Genomic DNA, 23,882 nt, shown 5'->3' with positions numbered 1-23,882 from the left:
TTATTCAGCTTCAGAAACTACTGTGAAGCGTTCGTTTACATGTTTTGGATTTTCGATTTCATCAAGTGCTGCTACTGCGAAATCTTCGTAACTTACGTAGCTATCACCTTTTGCGTTAACAAGAAGGTTGTCTTTACCAGCTTTGTAAGAACCAGTGCGTTTTCCTAATGCGAATAGTGCAGAAGGGCTGATGAATGTCCAAGTGATATCATTTGTTTGTTGTAAGATTTCTAAGTTTTTGCCTTGGTTTTGAGCTGTTGCAAGGTATTCGCCTGGGAAACCTGGTGTCTCAAATACACGTGTTGTTTTCTCTTCGTCTACAAATAAGCTTCCAGCGCCGCCAACTACAAGTAATTTTGTGTTAGGTGCACCTTTCATCGCTTCAATTAGTACGTTTCCTGCATCTACGTGAAGGTGTTCTTGTCCTGCTGGAGCACCGAATGCATTTACAACTACATCGAATGCTTGTAGGTCGTTAGATGTAAGAGAAAATACGTCTTTTTCTAACACTTTTACGTTTTCTTCTGTAATTTTTGCAGCGTTTCTTACGATTGCAGTTACTTCATGTCCGCGATCTAATGCTTCTTTTAAAATACGACTTCCTGCTTTACCAGTTGCTCCGATAATTCCGATTTTCATAATAAATCCCTCCAAAGTGTTTTGTTAAAGTGTATATCTGAAAGTGAATGAATGTATTGTAATTAGGTTTGTTACAACCTGTTGTAATCATTATAGTTACAGGTTGGTGTTTTTGTCAATGGGGTTGTTTGTGAATTTATTTTTTGTTTTAGTATGCACAGTTAGAGGGAGGGCAGTCATAAAGATATTGTTACTGCGAGCCTGGCTAATATTTGGAAATTGCAAATTGTCGAAAAATGTTGATTTTTGAATGTTTTTTAAATATAATTCGTTTTATGGAGAAAAGGAGGGGTTAATTGTATGAATATTTTAGAGCAATTTGTTTCATCAACGAATACAATTCTTTGGTCATATATTCTTATTGCGATGTTAATTGGTTTAGGTCTTTATTTTTCTATTAAATTGAAATTCGTACAAATTACTCATTTAGGGGAAATGGTTCGACTAATGAGTGATGGATTAACTGGAAAGACGCGTAAAAAAGGTAGTGTATCTTCTTTCCAAGCGTTTTGTATGAGTTCAGCAGCTCGTATTGGTATCGGTAACTTAGCTGGTGTAGCGTTAGCTATATCTATGGGAGGACCTGGCGCGGTATTTTGGATGTGGGTTATTGCGATTATCGGGGCTTCTTCAAGTTTTGTAGAAAGTACGCTGGCCCAAATTTATAAAATAAAAGATGGCAGTGGCTTCCGTGGTGGTCCTGCTTATTATATGGAAAAAGGTTTAAATAAACGTTGGATGGGAATTTGGTTCTCTATCCTTATTACAATTAGTTACGGTTTAATTTTTAACTCAGTACAAGCGAATACAGTAACATTAGCATTTGAAAATGCATTTGGTTTAGAGCGTTATATTGTTGGTATTGTATTAGCTGCATTAGTTGCGGTTATTATTTTTGGTGGTGTAAAAAGTATTGCACGTATGTCGGAAATGATTGTTCCGCCAATGGCGCTTATTTATATTGCGGTAGCTATTTTTGTTGTTATTAAAAACTTCTATTTAATACCAGATGTGTTTACGGAAATCTTTAAAGGTGCATTCGGTTTAGATTCAGCTGTAGGTGGCGGTATCGGCGCTGCGATGAAATACGGTATTCAGCGCGGATTATTTGCGAACGAAGCAGGTATGGGTAGTGCGCCAAACGCGGCAGCGACGGCTGATGTAACGCATCCAGCAAAACAAGGTTTTATTCAAACAATTGGCGTATTAGTAGATACATTCTTAGTATGTACATCAACAGCATTTATCGTACTATGTTCTGGTGCATATAAAGTAACAAATTTAGAAGGTATTGAGTTAACGCAAAATGCATTAAGTTCACAAATCGGTCCATGGGCAAGTAGCTTCTTAGCGATTATTATTTTCTTATTTGCATTTAGTTCTCTTTTAGGAAACTACTATTATGGTGAAACGAATATTGAATTCATTAAACAAAGTAAAACGTGGTTAACGATTTACCGTATTGCGGTAGTAGGAATGGTATTATTCGGTTCTGTTGCGACGCTTCAAGTTGTATGGAATATGGCGGATCTATTTATGGGACTAATGGTAATCACAAACTTAATTGCGATTACACTTCTTGGACGATTTGCGTATGCTGCATTGGCAGACTATGTAAGACAAAAGAAACAAGGAAAAGATCCAGTCTTCAGTGCAGATTCTATTCCTGGCTTAACAAATACAGAGTGTTGGGATAAGTCAGCAGTAATGGATAAAGAAAAAGCAGTATAATGAAAAGGTGAGCATCGAGATGAATTCGATGCTCGCCTTTTTTGTTGTAGTAAATGATGAAAAGGGTGAGAGGTAATTATTAATATAACTTTTTTTGTTTGTTCCTCTCGTTATTTGTGGGGAACGTACTATTTTAAAAGTATGACTGGTCGAAGAGGATAAGTGATTGAGTATTGGATAAATGCATGTGATGGCTATATTTTTATGTAAAAAAACATATACGTTAAGATATTTGACATACTCATGTCATAAAACCTTACATAAAGTTCTTGATTACTTAAAGTTTTTAGAATATAATTTTCTTATTGTTAGGAAGAGGGGGCAATGCAAATATGGATTTTTTAGCTAAGGTAATTGGGGATGTAAATAATATCCTTTGGTCATATGTCATTATTGCGATGTTAATTGGGTTAGGGCTCTATTTTTCATTTCGTGTGAAATTTGTCCAAGTTCGTTACTTCGGTGAAATGATTCGTTTGCTTGGGGATGGAGCAAGCTCGAAAACGAGAAAAGCGCAAAAAGAGAAGAGCGGCGTATCATCATTTCAAGCATTTTGTATGAGTACAGCTTCTCGTGTAGGTACTGGTAACTTAGCTGGTGTAGCTATTGCAATCTCAGCAGGTGGTCCAGGAGCAGTATTTTGGATGTGGTTAATCGCGGTAATTGGGGGTGCTTCTGCATTTGTAGAGAGCACATTAGCGCAAATTTATAAAGTGAAAGATGGGAATACGTTCCGTGGTGGTCCAGCGTATTATATGGAAAAGGGTTTAAATAAACGCTGGCTTGGAGCTATTTTCTCTGTATTAATAACAGTAAGTTTCGGATTGATTTTTAACGCTGTGCAATCTAATACTGTAGCAGCTGCTTTTGATGGAGCATTCAAAACAGATAGTAGATTAGTAGGTCTTGTAATGGCTGGTTTACTTGCAGTTATTATTTTTGGCGGAGTAAAACGAATTGCTCGCGCGGTTGAAATGATTGTTCCAGTAATGGCAATTATTTATGTAGCAGTGGCATTATTCGTTGTTGTAACAAACATTACGGCAATTCCATATGTATTTAAAGAAATTTTCTTACATGCTTTCGGAATTAAAGAAGTAGTAGGCGGAGGATTAGGAGCTGCGATTTTATTAGGGGTAAAACGTGGGTTATTCTCAAATGAAGCAGGTATGGGTAGTGCGCCGAACGCAGCAGCGACTGCAAACGTAACGCACCCAGTTAAACAAGGTTTCATTCAAACTTTAGGGGTATTTACTGATACATTATTAATTTGTAGTTGTACAGCATTTATTATTCTTTTATCAGATGTGCATAATGCAGCTGATTTAAATGGAATTCAATTAACGCAGCAGGCGTTAAGTCAACATATCGGTCCATGGGCTTCTATATTTGTAGCAGTTGCGATCTTCTTGTTTGCATTTAGTTCATTAGTAGGTAACTACTACTATGGTGAAACGAATATTGAGTTCTTAAATGGAAGTAAAGTGTTATTAAATGCATACCGCATTGCTGTACTTGGTATGGTTATGCTAGGGTCTGTAGCGACAATTCAAATCGTTTGGGATGTAGCAGATTTATTCATGGGTATTATGGCTGTTATTAACTTAGTGGCAATCGTATTTCTTTCTAAGTATGCCTTTGCAGCATTATCAGATTACGTAAAGCAAAAGAAACAAGGAAAAGATCCAGTCTTTTATGCGAATTCAATTCCAGGCCTGGAAAATACAGAGTGCTGGGAAGAGCAAGTAGCTGATAAAGAAAAAGCAGTATAATGAGGTGAGCATCAAGTGAAACTTGATGCTCATTTTTTGTTTTATCCATATATTTGTTGGGAGTAAAAGACGAACATTAATGAGTGTTTTATAATAAAATGTAATTTTTTTAAGAAAAGTGCGGATATGAGATGTGATTTGTGTTAGAATGATAAATGCCTTTGAAACAAGAGGTTTTATGATTTTTCCTATTCGATTGAAGGTTTTGGAGGAGAAATAGAAAGTTCGGATTATTTCTTGTTTTGAGTGGTCAGACGTTCAACGTTAATGAAGAGTTAAATGGAGGATTTTATTAATGAAGTTTGTTATGTTCCTTGTAGGATTACTTGTTGTATTTGTACTCGGTTTTCTTATAAGTGCCGATCGAAAGAAGATTAAGTATAAACCAATCGCAATTATGCTTATTATTCAGCTAGCATTATCTTATTTCTTATTAAATACGCAAGTCGGTTATATTTTAGTAAAAGGAATTTCAGATGGATTTGGGGCACTTCTTGGATATGCGGAAGCTGGAATCGTTTTCGTATTTGGTGGTCTTGTTAATAAAGGAGAGGTTTCATTCTTCTTAACAGCGCTATTACCAATCGTATTCTTTGCCGTTTTAATCGGAATTCTGCAACACTTTAAAATTTTACCTGTATTTATTCGTGCTATTGGTACGTTGTTAAGTAAAGTAAATGGTCTAGGAAAATTAGAATCATATAACGCAGTAGCAGCTGCCATTGTTGGACAAGCGGAAGTATTTATTACAGTAAAAGATCAATTAAGTAAAATCCCAAAACATCGTTTATATACATTATGTGCATCTTCTATGTCGACGGTGTCGATGTCAATCGTTGGTTCTTATATGAAAATGATCGAACCGAAATATGTAGTAACAGCACTTGTATTAAATTTATTTAGTGGTTTCATTATCATTCATATTATTAACCCGTACGATATTACAGAAGAAGAAGATACACTGAAATTAGAAAATAAGAAAAAACAATCATTCTTTGAAATGCTGAGCGAGTACATTATGCTTGGTTTCACGATTGCGATTACAGTAGCAGCTATGTTACTTGGTTTCGTAGCATTAATTACAGCAATTAATAGCTTGTTTGATTCCGTGTTCGGTATTACATTCCAAGCTATTTTAGGATATATTTTCTCACCATTAGCATTCGTAATGGGTATCCCACAAGCTGAGATGGTAACAGCGGGACAAATTATGGCAACAAAATTAGTATCAAATGAGTTTGTTGCGATGCTTGATCTTGGAAAAGTAGCTGGTGATTTATCGGCTCGTACAGTTGGTATTCTTTCTGTATTCCTTGTATCATTTGCGAACTTCTCATCTATCGGAATTATCGCAGGTGCAACGAAAGGTATCGATGAAAATCAATCAAATGTTGTATCATCATTTGGTCTACGCCTTGTGTATGGTGCGACATTAGTAAGTATTCTATCAGCGATTATCGTTGGTGTTATGTTATAAAGTGAAACTTTAATCAGTGGGTGGCTTTATCCCCCGCTGATTATTAGCCCTCACCAATCGGGGTAAAAAAGGATGGTCCTAGCTCATAGCTAGGGCTATTTTTATGGTAAAATTGCATGAAAAAACCAATTAATTAGGAATATATTAACATATAAAAATCTTTTAAAATTTATATTGCATTTCGTCTAGATAACGCTTACAATTTGATTTGTAGGTGGTATCAATTTCAGACTTTCAAATATGGTAGGAGAGAAGAGGCTACCTTTTATAAATTACAATTTATGTAAACGCTTACTGATTTTAGATGACAGTTGAATAGTATTTAGGGGTTTTAAATTTTTTTAACATCAATGGTCAGACGTCATTCGTTATACGTTATACGACCAATAACTCATGGGAGAAGTGGAGGATTCACATATGAAAATAGTAATGTTTCTAGTCGGTTTACTTGTAGTATTTGTACTAGGTTTCCTTATCAGTTCAGATCGTAAGAAAATTAAATATAAACCAATTGCACTTATGCTTGTCATTCAATTGGTACTTGCGTATTTCTTACTAAATACAAAGGTCGGATTTGTATTAGTAAAAGGGATCGCAGATGGATTTGGCGCTATTTTAAAATTTGCGGAAGCTGGGGTTAATTTCGTATTTGGTGGTCTAGCAAACGATGGACAAGCACCATTCTTCTTAACAGTATTATTACCGATTATTTTCTTAGCAGTATTAATCGGGATTCTGCAACATATTAAAGTTTTACCGATTATCATTCGTGCAGTCGGTTTCCTATTAAGTAAAGTTAACGGTTTAGGAAAACTAGAATCATATAATGCGGTAGCAGCTGCAATCGTTGGTCAAGGGGAAGTATTCATTACAGTAAAAGATCAACTAAGCAAATTACCGAAAAATCGTTTATACACACTTTGTGCATCTTCAATGTCTACAGTATCGATGTCAATCGTCGGTTCTTATATGAAAATGATTGATCCAAAATATGTAGTAACAGCACTTGTATTAAACTTATTCAGTGGATTCATTATCGTTCATATCATTAATCCATATGAAGTAAAAGAAGAAGACGATATTTTAGAATTACAAGAAGACAAGAAACAAACATTCTTTGAAATGTTAGGCGAATATATTATGCTTGGTTTCTCAATCGCTGTAACAGTAGCGGCGATGTTAATCGGTTTCGTAGCATTAATTACAGCAATTAACGGTGTATTCGATTCAATTTTCGGAATCACATTCCAAAGCATTTTAGGATACATCTTCTCACCATTAGCATTCGTAATGGGTATTCCAACATCAGAGATGCTACAAGCAGGACAAATTATGGCAACAAAATTAGTAACGAACGAATTCGTTGCAATGCTTGACCTTGGAAAAGTAGCTGGTGATTTATCAGCTCGTACAGTAGGTATTTTATCTATCTTCCTTGTATCATTTGCGAACTTCTCATCTATCGGAATTATCGCAGGTGCAACGAAGAGTATCGATGGCAAACAAGCAAACGTTGTATCATCATTCGGTTTAAAACTTGTATACGGTGCAACGTTAGTAAGTATATTATCAGCGATTATCGTTGGGGTTATGCTTTAATAAATTAAGAAAAGCAATGAGCGTGGGCTCATTGCTTTTTTTGTTTAACTTGCTTTATCCAAGTCTCTTTTAAAACGTGGTTTCTCTAAATAAGTTCCCAGTCTCCACGCATATTCCACTGGCCCCATTCGGTATTTTTGGAGCCAATAGGTGCTAACGAATAATTGAATCGTATAAATTCCGATGGTTAAAAGAATACCGAAGAAATAGCCAATTTTCCCGTATAAGCCAAATCCATATGCGTAAAAAATGGTTGTTGCGATAATAGATTGCGCTAAGTAATTACTAACGGACATTTTCCCCATATTCGCCATGTATGTTAGTAGACGGGTTGCTTTTTTGTAATGGAATAATAAAATGATTGTGCTTCCGTAAAAGAAGGTCATAGTTACTGGTGTAAGGCCATCTTGTAGCATAATTAAAAGCGGGTGTTTTACGAACATAGCTAAGATTTTAATTGTAAAAGAGAAGAGACCGGTGGCAAACCATATTTTTTTGATAGCAGGTATATGTTTACTGACCTCAAATAGCCAGCCTTTTTTCCCTACATACATTCCGAGTAGGAACAGTGGAGACATAAAAATTATTGCGAAAACTGATATGAAAAATAATCCGAATGCACCGTTAATTCCCATGTAATCAAAAGGATTTTCAGTCAATCTAAAGTTGACGTGATCCATATAGCTTCCAGTTTGATGGACTTTATGTTCTTTTTCAGTATAGGGTGCGAAATCATTTATATTTGTAGATGGATCAGTTTGATAAGACATAAGTGTAATAAGTGCGAGTAGAATAATCGCCCAAATGAGCAAAGTTTTCGGTTTTCGATTGATGAACATCATTAAGAAAATCCCGATTATTCCGTATGCAAATAAAATATCGCCCTCCCAAACAAAAGTGCCGTGAATGTAGCCTAGTAGTAAAAGAATGATAATACGTCTTATGTATGTGGGGAAGAATTTTTTTCCTTTTGCAATAATACTTTTTTGCAGCAAAATAATGCTAAGGCCAAATAAAAAAGAGAATAGGGAGATAAAATTATGTGTACCGAAAAATTGAATAAACCAATTAGCGCCTTTATCAAGATCGCCGAATAGATAAGTTGGTTTTTCACTGGTGAAGAACCCAAATTGAATTAATGTCATATTGACTAGTAAAATGCCAAACAAAGCGAAACCACGAATTGCATCAACAGCTTCTACACGTTGATTCATTTTTCCTCTCCTCGTATATTGGTTTTTATATTGAAAATAATACCATTTTATAGCTGGAACTATGTCAAATATGAGGAAATTTAAGGTGATTTTAAGATAGAGAGCAAACAAAAAAATCACCTTAATACATGTATTAAGGTGATTGAAATATTATTCAGCTGGAGGCGTAAATGTACGTTTCTCTAATTCAGCATCTAGCATAAACAGTGCGTTTGAATCGCTTGTAATACGTTTTAATTTTTGAATGATGCTATCGAATGAAGCTTCTTCTTCCACTTGTTCGTCAACGAACCATTTTAAGAATGTAATTGTTGCATGTTCACGCTCGTCCCAAGCAATATCAGATAAGTTATAAATACGCTTCGTTACTTCACGCTCGTGTTCAAGTGCAATTTCAAAAGCGTTTAATACAGATTCGTATTCGTTATTCGGATTATCAAATCCAGTAATAATAGCACGCTCTCCGCGGTCATTAATATAGTTGTAAAGTTTCATTGCGTGGAAACGTTCTTCTTCAGCTTGTACAAGGAAAAAGTTAGCGAATCCATCATAGCTCTCCGCTGTACAGTAAGCAGCCATTGCCATATAAGCATGGGCAGAGTAAAATTCAAAGTTCATTTGTTCATTTAATGCGTCGTGCAATTTTTTTGATAACATAAAATCCCCCTTAGTATTGTGACAAGAATATTATACCATAATTGATAATATTCTCATTTGGATGTCTCGAACCTTTTCGAAAGCTTTGTGACGTGTGCGTCCATAATGTCTTGTAAGTCTAAATCATATTTTTGCGAAAGAATAATAAAGTTAGATAGTACATCACCAAGTTCTTCTTTTAGTTCTTGTTTTAGCTCTTCTTCTGTTTTCGCGTCTTCATCAGGACGATCACGACCGATTTCGATTGCGCGAACAACGCGTGAAACTTCTCCAACTTCCTCTGTTAAGAAATTTAACCGAATAAAAGCATTATACTGTGACCAGCTTCGTTTTTCGTAAAATTCCTCAACCCATCTTTGAAATGCAACGATATCCATTTCTTTCTCATCCCCTCAATATGTTGTACAATGTTCATTGTATCATAACAATATATAGTTTCGGGGTGTAAGAATGAGAAAGATTTGTGTGTTTGCAGGTTCAAATTTAGGGGAGAGACCAGAATTTAAAGAGCAGGCAATTCAGTTAGGTAAAATGTTTGTTGAGAACGACTATGAGCTCGTATACGGTGGTTCATGTGTCGGATTAATGGGAGAAGTAGCAAACGAAGTTCTTCGTTTAGGTGGACGTGTAACAGGTGTTATGCCGCGCGGTCTATTCCGAGGAGAAATTGTGCATACAGGATTAACAGAATTAATTGAAGTAGAGACGATGCACGAACGTAAAGCTAAAATGGCAGAGCTTGCGGATGCTTTTATTGCGCTTCCAGGCGGATACGGAACGTTTGAAGAACTATTTGAAGTTGTATGTTGGTCACAAATTGGTATACATAATAAGCCGGTTGGTTTATTAAACATAAAAGGTTTTTACGGACCAATTTTGCAAATGGTTGAACGTGCAGCTGAAGAAGGATTCATGAATCCATCGAATAAAGAGTTAATAGTTGCCGCTGAGACGGCAGATGCACTCATTCATAAGATACAAAATTACGAGCGTCCTGTTTTGGGAACGAAGTGGAAGCAACTATCATAGCAAATACGGAAACACATGTCGTTTTAATTTAAGATGGCATGTGTTTTTAAATTGGTTAAATATGTTAATGTTGAGATATGATGTTTTTTGGAAAAGGAGAAATTGATGGAGGAGTTTGTGTATTTACGTCCTGTTTTTAAAAGTATTTTAGCAGCGTCTATTCTTGTTATGCTAATCGTTTCAACGCAGAAGAAAGAGCTAATTAATGAATTTTCGCTTTGGTTTATTTCGATATTGTGTATGGGTGTTTCGGCGATAACACTCTTTATGATTGGCTTTATTGTTGATGAGTATAATTTGGCTGGAGATCCACAATCGTTTTGTATGTTTATTGCGATTGGTTGTATTAGTGGCCTGAATTTCATTATTTATTACAGAAGGCAATAAAAGAGGCATTCCATATTACTTTGGAATGCCTTTATCATTTTGATTACTTTGTTTTTTATACAGGTACCAGCCACCCCAGCCGCCACCAATTGCTACGACAACGAGGAAAGCATAGTCCTTAACCTCGACACGTATATTGAAAATATTAGCTATAAGTAAGAGAATCCCAACTGTTATTAACGCAAAAAATGCTCTAATTAAGTAGTCTTTCAACTGAACCACTCCCGTCATTTAAGTAGTAAATGATGAATTTGGAAAAGCTTTTTGGATCTATGATACTAAAGGGTGTTTCCTATATTTTAACATAGATGAGATTGTAATATAGTGATGAAAGTGGAGGAGAGGGGCGCTGATATTGTCGTGATTTGTCGGCAAATTGATATCCTTTGTTGAATCGTTGATATATTGCGGGTAATGATTGATATAATGAAAAAATCGTTGATATATTTCGAGTAATGATCGATATATTTGAAAAATCGTTGATATAATTTCGTGTACCGTTAAGTGCAACCATTACAGAAAAAAGCGACTCTGAGCGAGCCGCTTCCGCTTTTAATGATATCCAGCTCCAGCGGCTAGAACAGTCGGTTGTTTCACTCCTTCATTCGAGGCAAAAAGCGCCTCGTAATCAGGAGTTCCAACACCCTCCTGTTCTAAGCGAGCCGCTTCTGCTTTAAAGTAATATCCAGCTCCGGTAGCTAGAATGTTCGGTGGCTTCGCTTTTTCCTGCGAGGCAAAGAGCGCCTCTACGTCAAAAGCTCCATCCCCCTCACATTCTGAGCAAGCTACCTCCGCTTTTAGATGATATCCAGCTCCAGCGGCTAGAATCTCCGGTCATTTCGCTCTCTCGCTCGAAGCAAAAAGCGCTTCAAGGTCGAGAGCTTGAAGTGCCCTGCGATTCTGAGCAAGCCGCCTCCGCTTTTACATATTATTGATTCAAGAACGCACGTAGCATCCAAGCGTGTTTTTCTAGTTCTGTGTAGATGCCTAGTAGTAGGTCAGATGTCATTTCATCATCAGAGTCTTGAGCGATTTCCATGCCTTTTTTCAGTTCGACTAGCATCATTTCGTAGTCTTTCATGATTGCTTCGACCATCCCTTCTGCAGTTTCTCCGTATGCTGCTTCTTGAATAGAAGATAGTTCTAAGTATTCTTTCATTGTTGCTACTGGTTTGCCGCCAATTGCTAAAATACGTTCTGCAATTTCATCGATGTGAGTAGCTGATTCTGTGTAAAGTTCTTCGAATTTCTCGTGTAATGTGAAGAATTGAGGTCCTTTTACGTACCAATGGAAGTTGTGAAGTTTTGTGAATAAAACGCTCCAGTCTGCTACTTGTTTGTTTAATACTTCGATTACTTGTTTGTTCATTATGATCAATCTCCTTTTGAGTTGTTATGTGATATTAATTACTAATTTATAATTATTATAATCTAGTAATCTCTATAAATCAACCCTTTTGCTGGAATTAATTTGAACAAATTATGAACTGTTGTAAATAAAAATCCCTATTACTGTGGAGTAATAGGGATTTTGTTTAATATATAGCTCTTGTTCTAAACGAGCCACTTGTGCTTTTAGTGATATCCAGCTCCGGTGACTAGACCAGTCGGTCATTTCGCGCCTTCCTGTGAGGCAAAGAACGCCTCACAGGAAGGAGCTCCAATGCCCTCCTGTTCTGAGCAAGTCACCTCCGCTTTTATTTGTTAAACAGCCTTTTGTTTTTCTTCTACATCCTGTCCATCCCAGCACTCTGTATTCTTTAAGCCAGGGATAGAGTTTGCAACGAAGACAGGATCTTTTCCTTGCTTCTTTTGCTTCAAATAGTCTACTAATGCAGCGTAAGCAAATTTGCTAAGGAATGAGATGGCAATTAAGTTTGTGAATACCATTAGTCCCATGAATAAATCAGCTAAACTCCAAACTGTTTTAAGAGCAGCAATTGATCCGAAGAATACCATTCCAACAACTGCAACACGATAAATCATTAACCATGTTTTGCTTTCTTTAATGAATGCAATATTTGTTTCACCGTAATAGTAGTTTCCTAGAAGTGAACTGAAAGCGAATAGGAAAATAATAATCGCTAAGAAAGTGCTTGCCCACGGTCCAATTTGTGAACTTAATGCGTTTTGTGTTAATTCGATACCTTCTAAATTTGATCCTTTGTAAAGTCCAGAACATAATACGATAAATGCTGTTGATGTACATACTAAGAATGTATCTACGAAAACGCCTAACGCTTGAACAAGTCCTTGTTTTACAGGGTGAGATACATCAGATGTTGCGGCTGCATTAGGAGAACTACCCATTCCTGCTTCTGTCGCGAATAAACCGCGCTGAATTCCGAACTTGATTGCTGCTCCAATACCACCAGCGATGGCTTGGTCTAAACCGAATGCACCGTTAAAGATTTCCATAAAAATGCTTGGTAACATACTGAAGTTGTTAATAACGACAAAAATAGCCACGCCAATATAAACGATTGCCATTGGCGGAACAATCATTTCTGTAATACGTGAAATGCTCTTAATACCACCAAAAATAATGACTGCAACTAATAAGGCTAATAGAGCTCCTACGATCGTTCGCTCTAGTCCAAAAGCATTTTCAAACGCTATTGTTACTGTATTCGCTTGTACTGAATTGAAAATTAATCCGTACGCAACTGTAATAAGAAGTGAGAACCAAACACCCATCCAACGTTTGTTTAATCCTTTTTCCATGTAATATGCCGGCCCACCACGGAACCTGCTACCATCTTTTACTTTATAAATTTGAGCGAGCGTACATTCTACGAAACTAGTAGCTGCTCCGATAATTGCGATAAACCACATCCAAAATATTGCGCCAGGTCCACCCATTGAAATTGCTAATGCTACACCGGCTAAGTTTCCGATACCGATACGTGCTGCTGCACTTAAGCAAAATGCTTGGAATGGGGAGATGCTATCTTTCTTTTTTTCCTTTCGATTAAACCCTTTACTAATTAAGCTGACCATTTCACTGAAATGAGTAATTTGGACAAATTTTAATTTAAAAGAGAAGTAAAGACCGAAGCCGATTAGCATTGCAATAAGAATATATGACCATAAAATATTATTCGTTACCTCAAGGAATCTGCTAAAGATATCAACCATATAATACACTTCCTTTTTTTCGTAATAAGAAAATTATATGCAAAAAATATACGAGAATCAATTTTTCTAAAAAATCATGTTACTTAAATCATTTTTGTGTTATGATTATGTTACATAATAATATTTTTAGAATTATTTACATTTTAAAAAACTAAATTTAAAGCGAGAAGGTGGGGATAATTTGAAAGAAGATTCTTTATTGAAAGTAAGCCTTGAGAGTTTGAAAATGAGAAGTAATATATTTTTTATCATTACATCTTTAAGTATCTTTTTAGGGTCCACTTATTATTACAATAAAAGATTTCCAAATCACAAATATCCTGAGTGGTTAGAATTTCTAAAGCTGATTGGATGAATAAAAGACAGAAAAACAGAAAATTAAAATAAATAAGTTATGGAGGAGCTAAAAATGAATATTAGAGAAAGTGAACTTCCGGGTATTGGTTATAAGTTCCAAATCGTTACGAAAGGTAACGAAAAGATGGTAATTGTTATTCATGATGATGGACGTAGAGAAATGTATCATTTTGATTCAGACCATGAAGAAAGCATCTCAAGTATTTCACTACGTGACTCAGAGGCAAGACAAATTGCAGCAATATTAGGTGGAATGGTATATAAGCCTAGGGCGTTAGAAAATGTTGAGATGGTTTTTGAAGGTTTAGCAATTGAGTGGTTTAAAGTAGAGAATACAGCTCCAGCAATCGGAAAAACAATTGGCGATCTTGAAATAAGAAAAACATATAGCGTAACGATAATCGCAGTTATGAAGAAGAACATGAAGAAGCTATTTAATCCAGGACCAGAAACAGTAATTGAAGAAGGAGATATGCTTGTAGTTTCAGGTGAGAGAGAAGAAATTAAAAAAATCATTAATGAATTACTTTCAAATAGGGGGGACTGATTAGATGGATACGTTAATTTTTGAAGTTGGTACAGCTTTAGTTTTAGTGGCAATTGCAGCAGTAATTGCTGGAAAATTTAAGTTCTCAGTAATTCCTTTTCTAATCGTTCTTGGAATGTTAGTAGGACCGCATGCACCGACAATAGGTGTTATCAATCTCAAATTTATTGAAAGTGCAAGTGTAATTTCCTTCCTTGGACGAATTGGGGTTCTATTCCTTCTATTCTATCTAGGATTAGAATTTTCAATGAAAAAACTAATTAAATCTGGACGCTCTATTGCGATTGGCGGAACGATTTATATTTTAATTAACTTTTCACTTGGTTTGTTATACGGATTTATAATGGGATTCCCATTACTAGAAATCTTAATTATAGCGGGTATTATTACGATTTCTTCTAGCGCTATCGTTGCTAAAGTGTTAGTGGACTTAAGAAGAACTGGTAATAATGAAACCGAATTAATTTTAGGAATTATTATGTTTGAAGATATATTCCTTGCTGTATATTTATCAGTTGTTTCTGGTTTAGTACTAGGGGATCACGCTTCCTTCTTAGGTGCCCTTACTTCAATTGGAATTGCTTTAGGATATATGCTTCTATTCTTTATAGTAGCTAGAAAGGCTACGCCGTTATTAAATAAATTGCTCAATATTAGCTCAGATGAAATCTTTATTATTGTAGTATTTGCTTCTTTATTCTTCATTGCTGGTTTTTCAGAAACAATTCACGTTGCAGAAGCAATTGGAGCACTTCTTCTAGGATTAGTTTTCTCTGAGACAGAGCATAGTGACCGAATTGAACATCTTGTTGTTCCATTTAGAGACTTTTTCGGAGCTATTTTCTTCTTCAGCTTCGGGTTAAGTATTGATCCGTTCTCATTAGGCGGAGCGATATGGTTAACGTTAGGCGCTGTCCTTCTTACGATAATCGGTAACTTTGTAGCAGGAATGATCGCGGGAAGACAAGCTGGATTATCTCATAAAGCATCAACAAATATCGGATTAACAATCGTTTCAAGAGGAGAGTTCTCCATCATTATGGCTAATATCGGTATCGCCGGTGGCTTAATGTCAGTACTGAAACCATTCTCAGCACTATACGTGCTTATACTATCCATTTTAGGCCCACTTCTGACAAAAGAGTCGAAGAATGTATATAAATTCTTAAATAAAATCTTTAAGTGGGATACGAAAGCTACAAAAATTTAAAATTTAGAAGAACCTATGCTGATATAGGTTCTTTTTATTGTCATTTTTTTAGGGTAAGAGAATACGTTTAATATTTACCATATTGTGGCATACATATAGAAAAAGGGTGCTTGGAAAGGGGAAAAAAGAGAAATGGAACTCCAGTTTCAAAATGTATATCAACAGGTAGAGAATTGGTATGTGTTGGATTCGGAGCTTCCTTGGGATGTCAAAAAGCTAAGAGAGGATTTATTTTCTCTTATTGAAGTATGTAAAACGCCCGTTATTTTTTGTGATACGTGTGATGCAAACGATGTGCTTCTATCATTAGGGGAAGAGGAAGAAGAGTTTCTATTCCCAGTAGGTGGTTTTTATCATAAAGAAAAACAATTAATTTTCGTTTGTATGTGGGAAGAGTATGAGCAAGTTCTCAAAACGCTACTGCATGAATTTCGCCATGCGATGCAGCATAAGAGAGATATATTGTATGTGGGAAGTGAACGGTACGAAGAGCGATGGATTGAAAAAGATGCGAGGAAGTTCGCGGAGAGGAAATTGGATGAATATAAGAGTAGAAAGTTAATGTAAAGCATAGTGGAGAAATAGCGCTGTGCTTTCCTTGTACTTATTAAAAATAAGTATTTGACTTTCATTAAGTTTAGTTCTAAACTAATGATATGAAACGAGCGAGGTGATGAAATGAAAACAGAAGATAGACTAGGGCTACTATTATGGTTTCGTTTGTCACGTTTTTATAATAAGAGTATTCGTGAGACGAATCAGCACTTAAAAAAATGGAATGTATCTGCCGCCCAGTTTGATGTGTTAGCTCAAGTTGGAGGACATGATCGTTTAAAGCAGCAAGAACTTGGAAATAAGCTATTTGTTACGAAAGGAAATGTAACGCAGCTTTTAAATAAAATGGAGCAGCTTAAGTGGATTTTGCGTGAACAAGAGGGTACTACGAAATATATTTCTTTAACAGAAAAGGGAAGAGCTTTATATGAGGAAATCGTCCCACCTCAAGAAACGTTCCAAGCAGAGAAGTTTCATAATTTAAATATAGAGGAACAAAAGCAATTATTAAAACTACTAAAAAAGTTACAGTAAGAAAAAATTTTAGAATAAATCTCGAATTCGAGATAGTATGAGGTGAAGGATATGTTTAGAAAAGTTGATCATAAAAATATGGGCAGAGCAAATCATGGTTGGTTAAATACACATTTTCATTTTTCTTTTGCCAATTACTATAATCCAAATAATATGAACTTCGGAGCGTTACGTGTTATTAATGATGATCTAGTAGCGGCGCAAACTGGTTTTGATATGCATCCACATCGTGATATGGAGATTATTTCTTACGTTGTAGATGGTGCTTTAACACATGAAGACAGCATGGGAAATCGCGGAACGATTGAGCGTGGACATGTTCAATATATGAGTGCTGGTACGGGTGTATTTCATAGCGAGCATAATTTAGGCGATGAAACGCTGCGTTTATTACAAATTTGGATTTTACCAGACCGTGCAGATCATAAACCAAACTACGGTGAGTTTAAATTTGATTGGAGCAAGCGTGAAAATGAATGGTTCCATATGGTGTCTTCAGTAGAAGGAAATGCACCAATTCAAATTCACCAAGATGCGAATTTATATTCTTTATCATTAGAGGCTGGAAAAGAAATTCATTTTCCAGTGAAAGAAGGCCGTCAATTGTACCTTGTACAAATTGAAGGAAGCAGTGTAATAAATGGTGAAACATTTGTTATGCGGGATGCAGCAGAATCTGTAGGAGAAGATATTCACATTCAAGCGAAAGAGCAATCACACTATTTAGCAATTGAATTGAAAAAACAATAAAATGCGTAAAAAAAGAGGACATCCTATCGGATGTCCTCTTTTTTTGATTGGAATTGTCTGAAAAATGTTTCTCAAATTTTCGGTAGAGGTATGAGCTGTAAAAATCAGAATTGTATAAAAGTGTCAAAAATCTTTATGGGAATGGGGAATGTTATAGTGAAAAAGCAAGTCATTTCATCAGCATTAGCGTTAACTGTTATCGCCGGGGGATTTGGAACGTTTGGGGCAACGACAACGAAAGCGGAAGAACAAAAAATTCAATATCATCAAGAATTTAAAACACCTGCATACATAGGTGAAGAATGGAAAGCACCGGAAGGACTAGATAAAAAAGAGACGGTCTTTCAATACTTAGAGAGTAAGAAAGATATGTTTAAATTAGCAGGAAATATTGAAAAGCATTTTAATATCGTTGGAGAAGAAAAAGACGCTGAATCTGATACGACACATGTGAAGCTAGTTGAGAAACATAATAACATCCCTGTGTACGGTTCTGATCAAACTGTTACACTTGATAAAGAGAACAATGTAAAAGCATTCTTCGGACAAGTTATTCCGAATTTAGATGATAAAAATATTCCTGCATCTGCAAGCATTAGTGCGGAACAAGCAGAAACAATTGCAAAGGCAGATATTGAGAAAGAAATTGGTAAAGTAAAGAGTTATGACGGTGTGAAAAAAGATTTATTTGTATATGAAAAGGACGGTAATTACTACCTTGCATACTTAGTTAAGGCATCGATTTCAAAACCAGCTCCAGGATATTGGCATTATTTTGTTGATGCAACGAATGGAAATGTTATTGAGAAATATAACGCTGTAGATAACATTACTGGATTTGGTTACGGAGTATTAGGTGCTAGACAATCATTTGAAATTGCTCAAGATACGAAAACAGGACAATTCAACTTGTTTGATGGTAAACGAGGACAAGGTGTTCACACATTTGATGCAGAAAATATGGACGAGAACTGGTTTAATTTATTCTCACAAATTCTTGGATATACAGGAGAAGAAGTTGAAAGTAAATCTAAGTTCTTCGAAGATAAAGCTGCAGTTGATGCGCATGTAAATGCAGGAAAAGTATATGATTACTACAAAAAGACATTTAATCGTAACTCTTTCGATGATAAAGGTGCGAAGCTTATTTCAACTGTTCACGTAGGGGAGAGCTGGAATAACGCAGCTTGGAATGGTGTGCAAATGATGTATGGTGATGGCGATGGAAAAACATTCATTCCATTATCTGCTGGACTTGATGTTATCGGTCACGAATTAACGCATGCTGTAACTGAACATACAGCAAACCTTGTTTACAAAAATGAGTCAGGGGCGTTAAATGAATCGTTATCTGATATTATGGGTGTTATGGTTGAGAAGAAGAGCTGGGATTTAGGTGCTGACATTTATACACCTGATAAACCTGGTGATGCGCTTCGCTCTCTTAAAGACCCAGCGTCTATTCCAAACCCATTAAAACCAAGTGAAGGTTACCCAGATCACTATAGTAAACGTTATACTGGAACAGCTGATAATGGCGGCGTTCATATTAACAGCAGTATTAACAATAAAGCTGCATACTTAGTATCTGAAGGCGGAGATCATTACGGCGTGAAAGTAACTGGAGTGGGCCGTGAAGCGACAGAAAAAATTTACTACCGTGCTCTTACGAAATATTTAACTGCAAACTCTGACTTCAAAATGATGCGTCAAGCTGCTCTTCAGTCAGCTGAAGATTTATATGGTAAAAACTCTAAAGCTGTACAAGCTGTAACGAAAGCTTATGATGCAGTAGGTGTAAAATAATAAGAGAAAAGACCTGACATCCTAGTCAGGTCTTTTCTTTATCCCGCTATCCGCAAATGATGAAATTTTCACTTTATTTAGTCGCGAATACCTAATGCGATTTTCGCCATACGTGACATACGTTCTTTCGACCAGGGCGGATTCCAAACGACATTAACTTCTATTTCATTAACTTCAGGTACGTTCGTTGATAATACTTTTTTAACGTCTGATACGATTTGCCCAGCCATTGGACAACCGATAGAAGTCATAGTCATCGTAATGACAGCATTATTATTTTCATCTGCTGTAACATCATACACTAATCCAAGATTAACGATATCAACACCTAGTTCAGGGTCAATAACAGCTTCTAAATTGGCAAATAATTTATTTTCAAATGCTTCTTGTGACATAAGCAGCCCCTCCTACATTCTAATGATATCGATTCTCATTATAACGGAAATGAGCATAATGTGCAGGAAATGAGCTCAAAAAAATATCCCTCTTCGCAAGAGGGATATTTTTTGAACATCTATTCTGTTTTAAAATGAGATACGAGCTGATCTAACTCTTCAACTGTTTGTTTCATTTTTCTAGCAGTTACTGTCATTTCATTCATAACAATAACTTTCTGTTCAGCAGATTGTGCCGTTGCGGCAGTTTCGCTGGATACTTCAGTAGAGATAGAAGCGATGTTATTAAGTGAAGCATTCATTTCTTCAGCACTTGCAGCCATTTCTTCAGCAGTTGCTGATATATCTTGCATTTGAGTAGATACTTTATTTACTTGTTCCACAATTGTTGTGAAAGAAGTACCAGCTTCACGAATAACATTGATACCTTCAAATGCTTCAGAACGGCCTTGAGACATCATAGAGCTAGCAGTTTCTGTATCATTTTGAATTTGATGTAGTAATTGATTAATGTCTGTTGCAGCTGTTTTAGATTGTTCAGCAAGTTTTCGAACTTCGTCAGCTACGACAGCAAATCCTTTTCCTTGCTCGCCAGCACGAGCTGCCTCAATAGAAGCATTTAAAGCAAGTAAGTTTGTTTGCTCAGCAATATTAGAAATAGATTGTACAGCAGTATCAATATATTTCGTATGAGTGATTAGACGTTCAACCACTTCTGACGTAGCATTTACAGCTTCATGTATCGTTGTCATTTGTGAAACAGATTTTTGGATAACGGTATTTCCATCGCTAGCATGTTCAGATGTGGCAACAGCAAGTTCCGCTACAGATGAAGCAGATTCAGCAATACGCTGAACACTTACTGCCATATCATCCATTGCAGTTGAACTTTCTTCCATACTAGAAGTTTGTGATTGAATACTTGCATTTAAGTTGGACATCGAGCTTTGGACTCTTAATGTTGCCTCACGTGATGTATTCGTTTTTTCTAGCATATTTTCAGAAGCAGTTTGTACTTCCACAGATGTTTTTTGAACACGATTAATGATATGTTGTAGGTTTTCTAACATTTTATTAAATGATGCTGCGATAGCACCGATTTCATCGTTGCTATTTACCTGTAGACGTGCCGTTAAGTCACCTTCTTGAGAGGCTAATTCTTTTAGTTTCGTGTCAATTTGTTGAATTGGTTTCACCAGTTTACCAGAGAACCACCATGCAAGAATAATTGCAACGATAATACATACAACAAGTGATAAGAAAATAACATATTCGATTAAGAGTGCAGATTGATCAATTTTTTCAATAGATTGTTCACGTAATTTAGCTTGTTCATTACTGTAGTTTGTGAAGTCACCAATTACTTTATAGACAGTTCCGTTTTCTGAAGAAGCTACTTGTAAAGCTTCTTCCCATTTTTGTTCTTTTGCAAGAGTGAATACTTTTTCTTCAACGAACTTTCTCCAAGTAGACCCTAATTCCATTGTGCTTTTTACGGACGAAGAAAGATTTGGATTAGAAAGAAGTTTATCTTTTGAATCCTCAAGACGTTTACTCATCTCATTAAACTTGTCTAATTCGACTTGATCATGTTGTAGTAAATAACCTCTTAAAGCAGAGAGCTGTACTTGATAAGCGTCTCCACGTTCTTTCAATTCTGTTGCCAGTGGAGAAATTTCTTTTTGTAATGTTTCAGCTTTACGAGATTGATCAATAGCAAAAAATAAAATAAAAGCTAAGGCGATACCAAATAAAGCACAAATCGTTCCCATCATGAACATAAGTTTTTTTCTGATACTTACAAAATTCATATGATTAAAAGCCTCCTTTGTGAAATCTTAGTATTAGAATTAATAAATGTAAAAAATTGAAAGAAAGCTTTACTCCGGTTGGAATAAAGCTTTCTTATTTCCTTTAGGAATTATAGCAGACGGAATGAGAGATAGAAAGAGATATTTTAAAGTGAAAAAAGAGAGACTGTAAAACTTTCTTTCCTATACCTTTGAGCTCGTGTCATTTTCACTTTAAGCGTTTGTTTTGAAATGAGAGACGAGAACTTCAAGTTCTTGTACGATTGTTTTCATTTCAGATGATTTTTTAGCCACGATACTCATTTTGTTTACTTGATCACCAGCCGAATGTGCGGTTTGTGATGTTTCTGCAGCAACTTCGTTTGAAATAGAAGCGATATTATTTAAAGCTGCGTTCATTTCTTCAGAGCTTGCAGCCATCTCTTCAGCAGTTGCAGACATTTCTTGCATTTGCGTAGAGACTTTGTTAATGTGGTTAACAATTTCTGAGAATGAAGATCCGGCAGTACGAATAACAGCAATTCCTTCAGAAGCTTCTGCTTGACCTTGTGTCATCATGTCATTTGCTATTTTTGTATCGGCTTGAATTTGATGCAGTAAATGGTTAATGTCAGTTGCGGCTAGTTGAGATTGTTCAGCAAGTTTTCGAACTTCATCGGCAACAACAGCGAATCCTTTTCCGTGTTCACCAGCACGAGCTGCTTCAATAGAAGCATTTAAAGCGAGTAAATTTGTTTGGTCGGCGATATTCGAAATAGATTGAAGTGCAGTATCTATATGATTTGTATGTGTAATGAGTCGCTCAACTACTTGTGATGTAGCGTTAACAGCTTCGTTAATTGTATGCATTTGTGTAATAGATTTCTCAATGACTTTATTCCCATCATCTGCTTTTTCTGACGTTGTGACAGCTAAACTAGTAACAGAAGAGGCGGACTCAGCGATACGCTGAACACTCGTTGCCATGTCATCCATCGCGGTTGAACTTTCTTCAATGCTAGAAACTTGTGAACGAATATTGTGTTCAAGAGCATTCATAGTTTCTTGGGTTCTTGCGGTATTTTCCATAGAAGCGGTTGTTTCGATAAATACATTTTCGGAAGCTTCTTTTACACTTGTTGATGTTTGTTGAACTTGTTTTATTATATGCTGTAAGTTAGTGAGCATTTGATTAAAGGAATTTGCAATGTCACCAATTTCATCTTTACTTGTTACGTGTAATCTAGCCGTTAAATCTCCATCTTGAGAAGCTAATTCTTTTAACTTCTCATCAATTTGTCGAATTGGTTTAACGAGTTTACCAGAGAACCACCATGCTAATAAGATAGACGTTAATGTACATGCAATGAGTGAGAAGAAAATAATATATTGAATAAGTGATGAAGAAGACTCGACGTCAGCAATTAATGCGTCACGTTTCTCATTTTCTTCATTTGTATATTTATTAAAACGACCTAAAAGATCATTTACATAATCTGTTTGTGCTAAAGCAATTTTAGATGCTTCGTCCCATTTTCCTTCACGCGCAAGAGGGAGTACCTCATTATCTATGACGCTACGCCATTTTCCCCCCATTAAAATAGCTTCTTTCATTCCTTCTGGGAGCTTCTTGTCACTTGTTACTTTCTCTCTAGTATCAGCTAATTTTTTCCCTTCTCGGTTGAACTTATCTAATCCTTTTTGATCATGTGATAGTAAATATTCTTGTAAACCAGCAACTTGTGCTTGGAACCAATCGCCACGTTCTTTTAAAATCGTCGCTCTTTTTGATACATCATTTTTTAACGTTTCGATTTCACTTGCTTGATTCATGGCGAATGAAAGAATAACAATAAGAGCAATGCTAAATAAAGAAGAAATGCTTAAGAGTGTGAACAGTAGTTTTTTTCGAATACTAACATATTTCATCGTTACCCCTACCCTCATTTAAACTATTTATTATGATTTATAGATTTTTAAAACGAAATTAATAAAAACATTATTATGAAGTTATTAATCTGTTCAATGAAAATTATAGCAGATAATGGAAGGAGTCAGATTGGTATTAGAAAAAGTTCTTAAAATGTATACATTTGCATATCATAAAATTCATAAATAAATATTAGAAATGCTATTGAAATTTGAAATGACATCATGTATACTTCTAATTAGTTGATAACGATTATCAATATCAACTAAAAACATTACTCTTCGTTATGTTGGTCATACCCCTTTTTGACGACGTAAGTCAGAGACGAAATGTTGAAATATCTTGTGTCCTATTCTACAGAATTA

Annotated in this window: 22 protein-coding genes; 12 read left to right on the top strand and 10 right to left on the bottom strand. The window is 35.8% G+C overall.

The features are described from left to right. Window positions 1–639 carry an NAD(P)-dependent oxidoreductase gene (locus tag BAQ53_RS23985; protein WP_000689904.1) on the bottom strand — a complete coding sequence of 213 codons (639 nt, stop codon included), beginning with the start codon at window positions 637–639 and terminating at the stop codon, window positions 1–3. Between the two features lie 300 nt (window positions 640–939). On the opposite strand from BAQ53_RS23985, the gene BAQ53_RS23980 reads away from it, so the two are divergent. The 4 genes from BAQ53_RS23980 to BAQ53_RS23965 all read left to right on the top strand — a co-directional run bounded on the left by BAQ53_RS23980 (window position 940) and on the right by BAQ53_RS23965 (window position 7,218). Next, complete coding sequence (locus tag BAQ53_RS23980) at window positions 940–2,370, top strand: alanine/glycine:cation symporter family protein (protein ID WP_208906307.1); 1,431 nt, start codon at window positions 940–942, stop codon at window positions 2,368–2,370. Between the two features lie 332 nt (window positions 2,371–2,702). Further along, window positions 2,703–4,142 carry an alanine/glycine:cation symporter family protein gene (locus BAQ53_RS23975; protein ID WP_000346393.1) on the top strand — a complete coding sequence of 480 codons (1,440 nt, stop codon included), beginning with the start codon at window positions 2,703–2,705 and terminating at the stop codon, window positions 4,140–4,142. Between the two features lie 295 nt (window positions 4,143–4,437). Further along, window positions 4,438–5,619 carry a NupC/NupG family nucleoside CNT transporter gene (locus BAQ53_RS23970; protein ID WP_000673843.1) on the top strand — a complete coding sequence of 394 codons (1,182 nt, stop codon included), beginning with the start codon at window positions 4,438–4,440 and terminating at the stop codon, window positions 5,617–5,619. A 417-nt stretch (window positions 5,620–6,036) separates the two neighbouring features. Continuing rightward, window positions 6,037–7,218 (top strand): NupC/NupG family nucleoside CNT transporter, encoded by a 1,182-nt coding sequence (locus BAQ53_RS23965; RefSeq protein ID WP_000706848.1) that lies wholly within the window; start codon window positions 6,037–6,039, stop codon window positions 7,216–7,218. 44 nt (window positions 7,219–7,262) lie between these two features. Here the strand turns inward: BAQ53_RS23965 and BAQ53_RS23960 are convergent, their stop codons facing one another. The 3 genes from BAQ53_RS23960 to BAQ53_RS23950 all read right to left on the bottom strand — a co-directional run bounded on the left by BAQ53_RS23960 (window position 7,263) and on the right by BAQ53_RS23950 (window position 9,466). Beyond that, window positions 7,263–8,432, bottom strand: coding sequence for a DUF418 domain-containing protein (locus BAQ53_RS23960; RefSeq protein ID WP_202822335.1), 1,170 nt, complete (start codon window positions 8,430–8,432; stop codon window positions 7,263–7,265). A gap of 150 nt (window positions 8,433–8,582) precedes the next feature. Beyond that, window positions 8,583–9,089, bottom strand: coding sequence for a ferritin (locus tag BAQ53_RS23955; RefSeq protein WP_000949398.1), 507 nt, complete (start codon window positions 9,087–9,089; stop codon window positions 8,583–8,585). Between the two features lie 53 nt (window positions 9,090–9,142). After that, entirely contained in the window at window positions 9,143–9,466 is a 324-nt protein-coding gene (locus BAQ53_RS23950) for a MazG nucleotide pyrophosphohydrolase domain-containing protein (RefSeq protein WP_000355742.1), read from the bottom strand. Between the two features lie 73 nt (window positions 9,467–9,539). Here BAQ53_RS23950 and BAQ53_RS23945 point away from each other — a divergent pair, with 73 nt between their 5' ends. Together BAQ53_RS23945 and BAQ53_RS23940 are read left to right on the top strand one after the other, a co-directional pair. Beyond that, the gene (locus BAQ53_RS23945; RefSeq protein ID WP_001225750.1) at window positions 9,540–10,118 is read left to right on the top strand and encodes an LOG family protein; all 579 of its coding nucleotides are present in this window, start codon (window positions 9,540–9,542) and stop codon (window positions 10,116–10,118) included. Window positions 10,119–10,223: 105 nt separating this feature from the next. Continuing rightward, entirely contained in the window at window positions 10,224–10,505 is a 282-nt protein-coding gene (locus tag BAQ53_RS23940) for a hypothetical protein (protein WP_208906306.1), read from the top strand. 15 nt (window positions 10,506–10,520) lie between these two features. Here the strand turns inward: BAQ53_RS23940 and BAQ53_RS23935 are convergent, their stop codons facing one another. The 3 genes from BAQ53_RS23935 to BAQ53_RS23925 form a co-directional block, all read right to left on the bottom strand. Beyond that, window positions 10,521–10,718: a hypothetical protein gene (locus BAQ53_RS23935; RefSeq protein ID WP_000656312.1), complete on the bottom strand. Its 198-nt coding sequence runs from the start codon at window positions 10,716–10,718 to the stop codon at window positions 10,521–10,523. A gap of 715 nt (window positions 10,719–11,433) precedes the next feature. After that, window positions 11,434–11,874: a Dps family protein gene (locus tag BAQ53_RS23930; RefSeq protein ID WP_001041895.1), complete on the bottom strand. Its 441-nt coding sequence runs from the start codon at window positions 11,872–11,874 to the stop codon at window positions 11,434–11,436. A gap of 335 nt (window positions 11,875–12,209) precedes the next feature. Continuing rightward, window positions 12,210–13,643, bottom strand: a complete 1,434-nt coding sequence (locus BAQ53_RS23925; protein WP_000227591.1) for an alanine/glycine:cation symporter family protein — start codon at window positions 13,641–13,643, stop codon at window positions 12,210–12,212. A 409-nt stretch (window positions 13,644–14,052) separates the two neighbouring features. Here BAQ53_RS23925 and BAQ53_RS23920 point away from each other — a divergent pair, with 409 nt between their 5' ends. From BAQ53_RS23920 to nprB, 6 genes are all read left to right on the top strand, one after another. Beyond that, window positions 14,053–14,547: a cation:proton antiporter regulatory subunit gene (locus BAQ53_RS23920; RefSeq protein ID WP_001026075.1), complete on the top strand. Its 495-nt coding sequence runs from the start codon at window positions 14,053–14,055 to the stop codon at window positions 14,545–14,547. 4 nt (window positions 14,548–14,551) lie between these two features. Continuing rightward, the gene (locus BAQ53_RS23915) at window positions 14,552–15,757 is read left to right on the top strand and encodes a cation:proton antiporter (RefSeq protein ID WP_000380229.1); all 1,206 of its coding nucleotides are present in this window, start codon (window positions 14,552–14,554) and stop codon (window positions 15,755–15,757) included. 132 nt (window positions 15,758–15,889) lie between these two features. Next, the gene (locus BAQ53_RS23910; RefSeq protein WP_000422801.1) at window positions 15,890–16,324 is read left to right on the top strand and encodes a DUF3920 family protein; all 435 of its coding nucleotides are present in this window, start codon (window positions 15,890–15,892) and stop codon (window positions 16,322–16,324) included. A gap of 111 nt (window positions 16,325–16,435) precedes the next feature. Next, entirely contained in the window at window positions 16,436–16,846 is a 411-nt protein-coding gene (locus tag BAQ53_RS23905; RefSeq protein ID WP_208906305.1) for a MarR family winged helix-turn-helix transcriptional regulator, read from the top strand. 51 nt (window positions 16,847–16,897) lie between these two features. Next, the gene (locus BAQ53_RS23900; RefSeq protein WP_000488930.1) at window positions 16,898–17,596 is read left to right on the top strand and encodes a pirin family protein; all 699 of its coding nucleotides are present in this window, start codon (window positions 16,898–16,900) and stop codon (window positions 17,594–17,596) included. 156 nt (window positions 17,597–17,752) lie between these two features. Next, on the top strand, window positions 17,753–19,402 hold the full coding sequence (nprB, locus tag BAQ53_RS23895; protein ID WP_208906304.1) for a neutral protease NprB: 1,650 nt from the start codon (window positions 17,753–17,755) through the stop codon (window positions 19,400–19,402). Window positions 19,403–19,479: 77 nt separating this feature from the next. Here nprB and BAQ53_RS23890 read toward each other — a convergent pair whose 3' ends face one another. From BAQ53_RS23890 to BAQ53_RS23880, 3 genes are all read right to left on the bottom strand, one after another. Continuing rightward, entirely contained in the window at window positions 19,480–19,797 is a 318-nt protein-coding gene (locus BAQ53_RS23890) for a metal-sulfur cluster assembly factor (protein WP_000076418.1), read from the bottom strand. A 119-nt stretch (window positions 19,798–19,916) separates the two neighbouring features. After that, a complete protein-coding gene (locus BAQ53_RS23885) occupies window positions 19,917–21,608 on the bottom strand; it encodes a methyl-accepting chemotaxis protein (protein WP_001012198.1) in 1,692 nt (563 codons plus the stop codon). A gap of 213 nt (window positions 21,609–21,821) precedes the next feature. Next, the gene (locus tag BAQ53_RS23880; protein ID WP_089148698.1) at window positions 21,822–23,516 is read right to left on the bottom strand and encodes a methyl-accepting chemotaxis protein; all 1,695 of its coding nucleotides are present in this window, start codon (window positions 23,514–23,516) and stop codon (window positions 21,822–21,824) included. Between the last annotated feature and the right edge of the window lie 366 nt (window positions 23,517–23,882).

Source organism: Bacillus sp. B25(2016b), assembly GCF_001679765.1.
Taxonomy (GTDB): domain Bacteria; phylum Bacillota; class Bacilli; order Bacillales; family Bacillaceae_G; genus Bacillus_A; species Bacillus_A thuringiensis_K.
The sequence above is the reverse complement of the archived record's forward strand: the minus strand, read 5'-3'. Positions and strand labels throughout refer to the sequence as shown.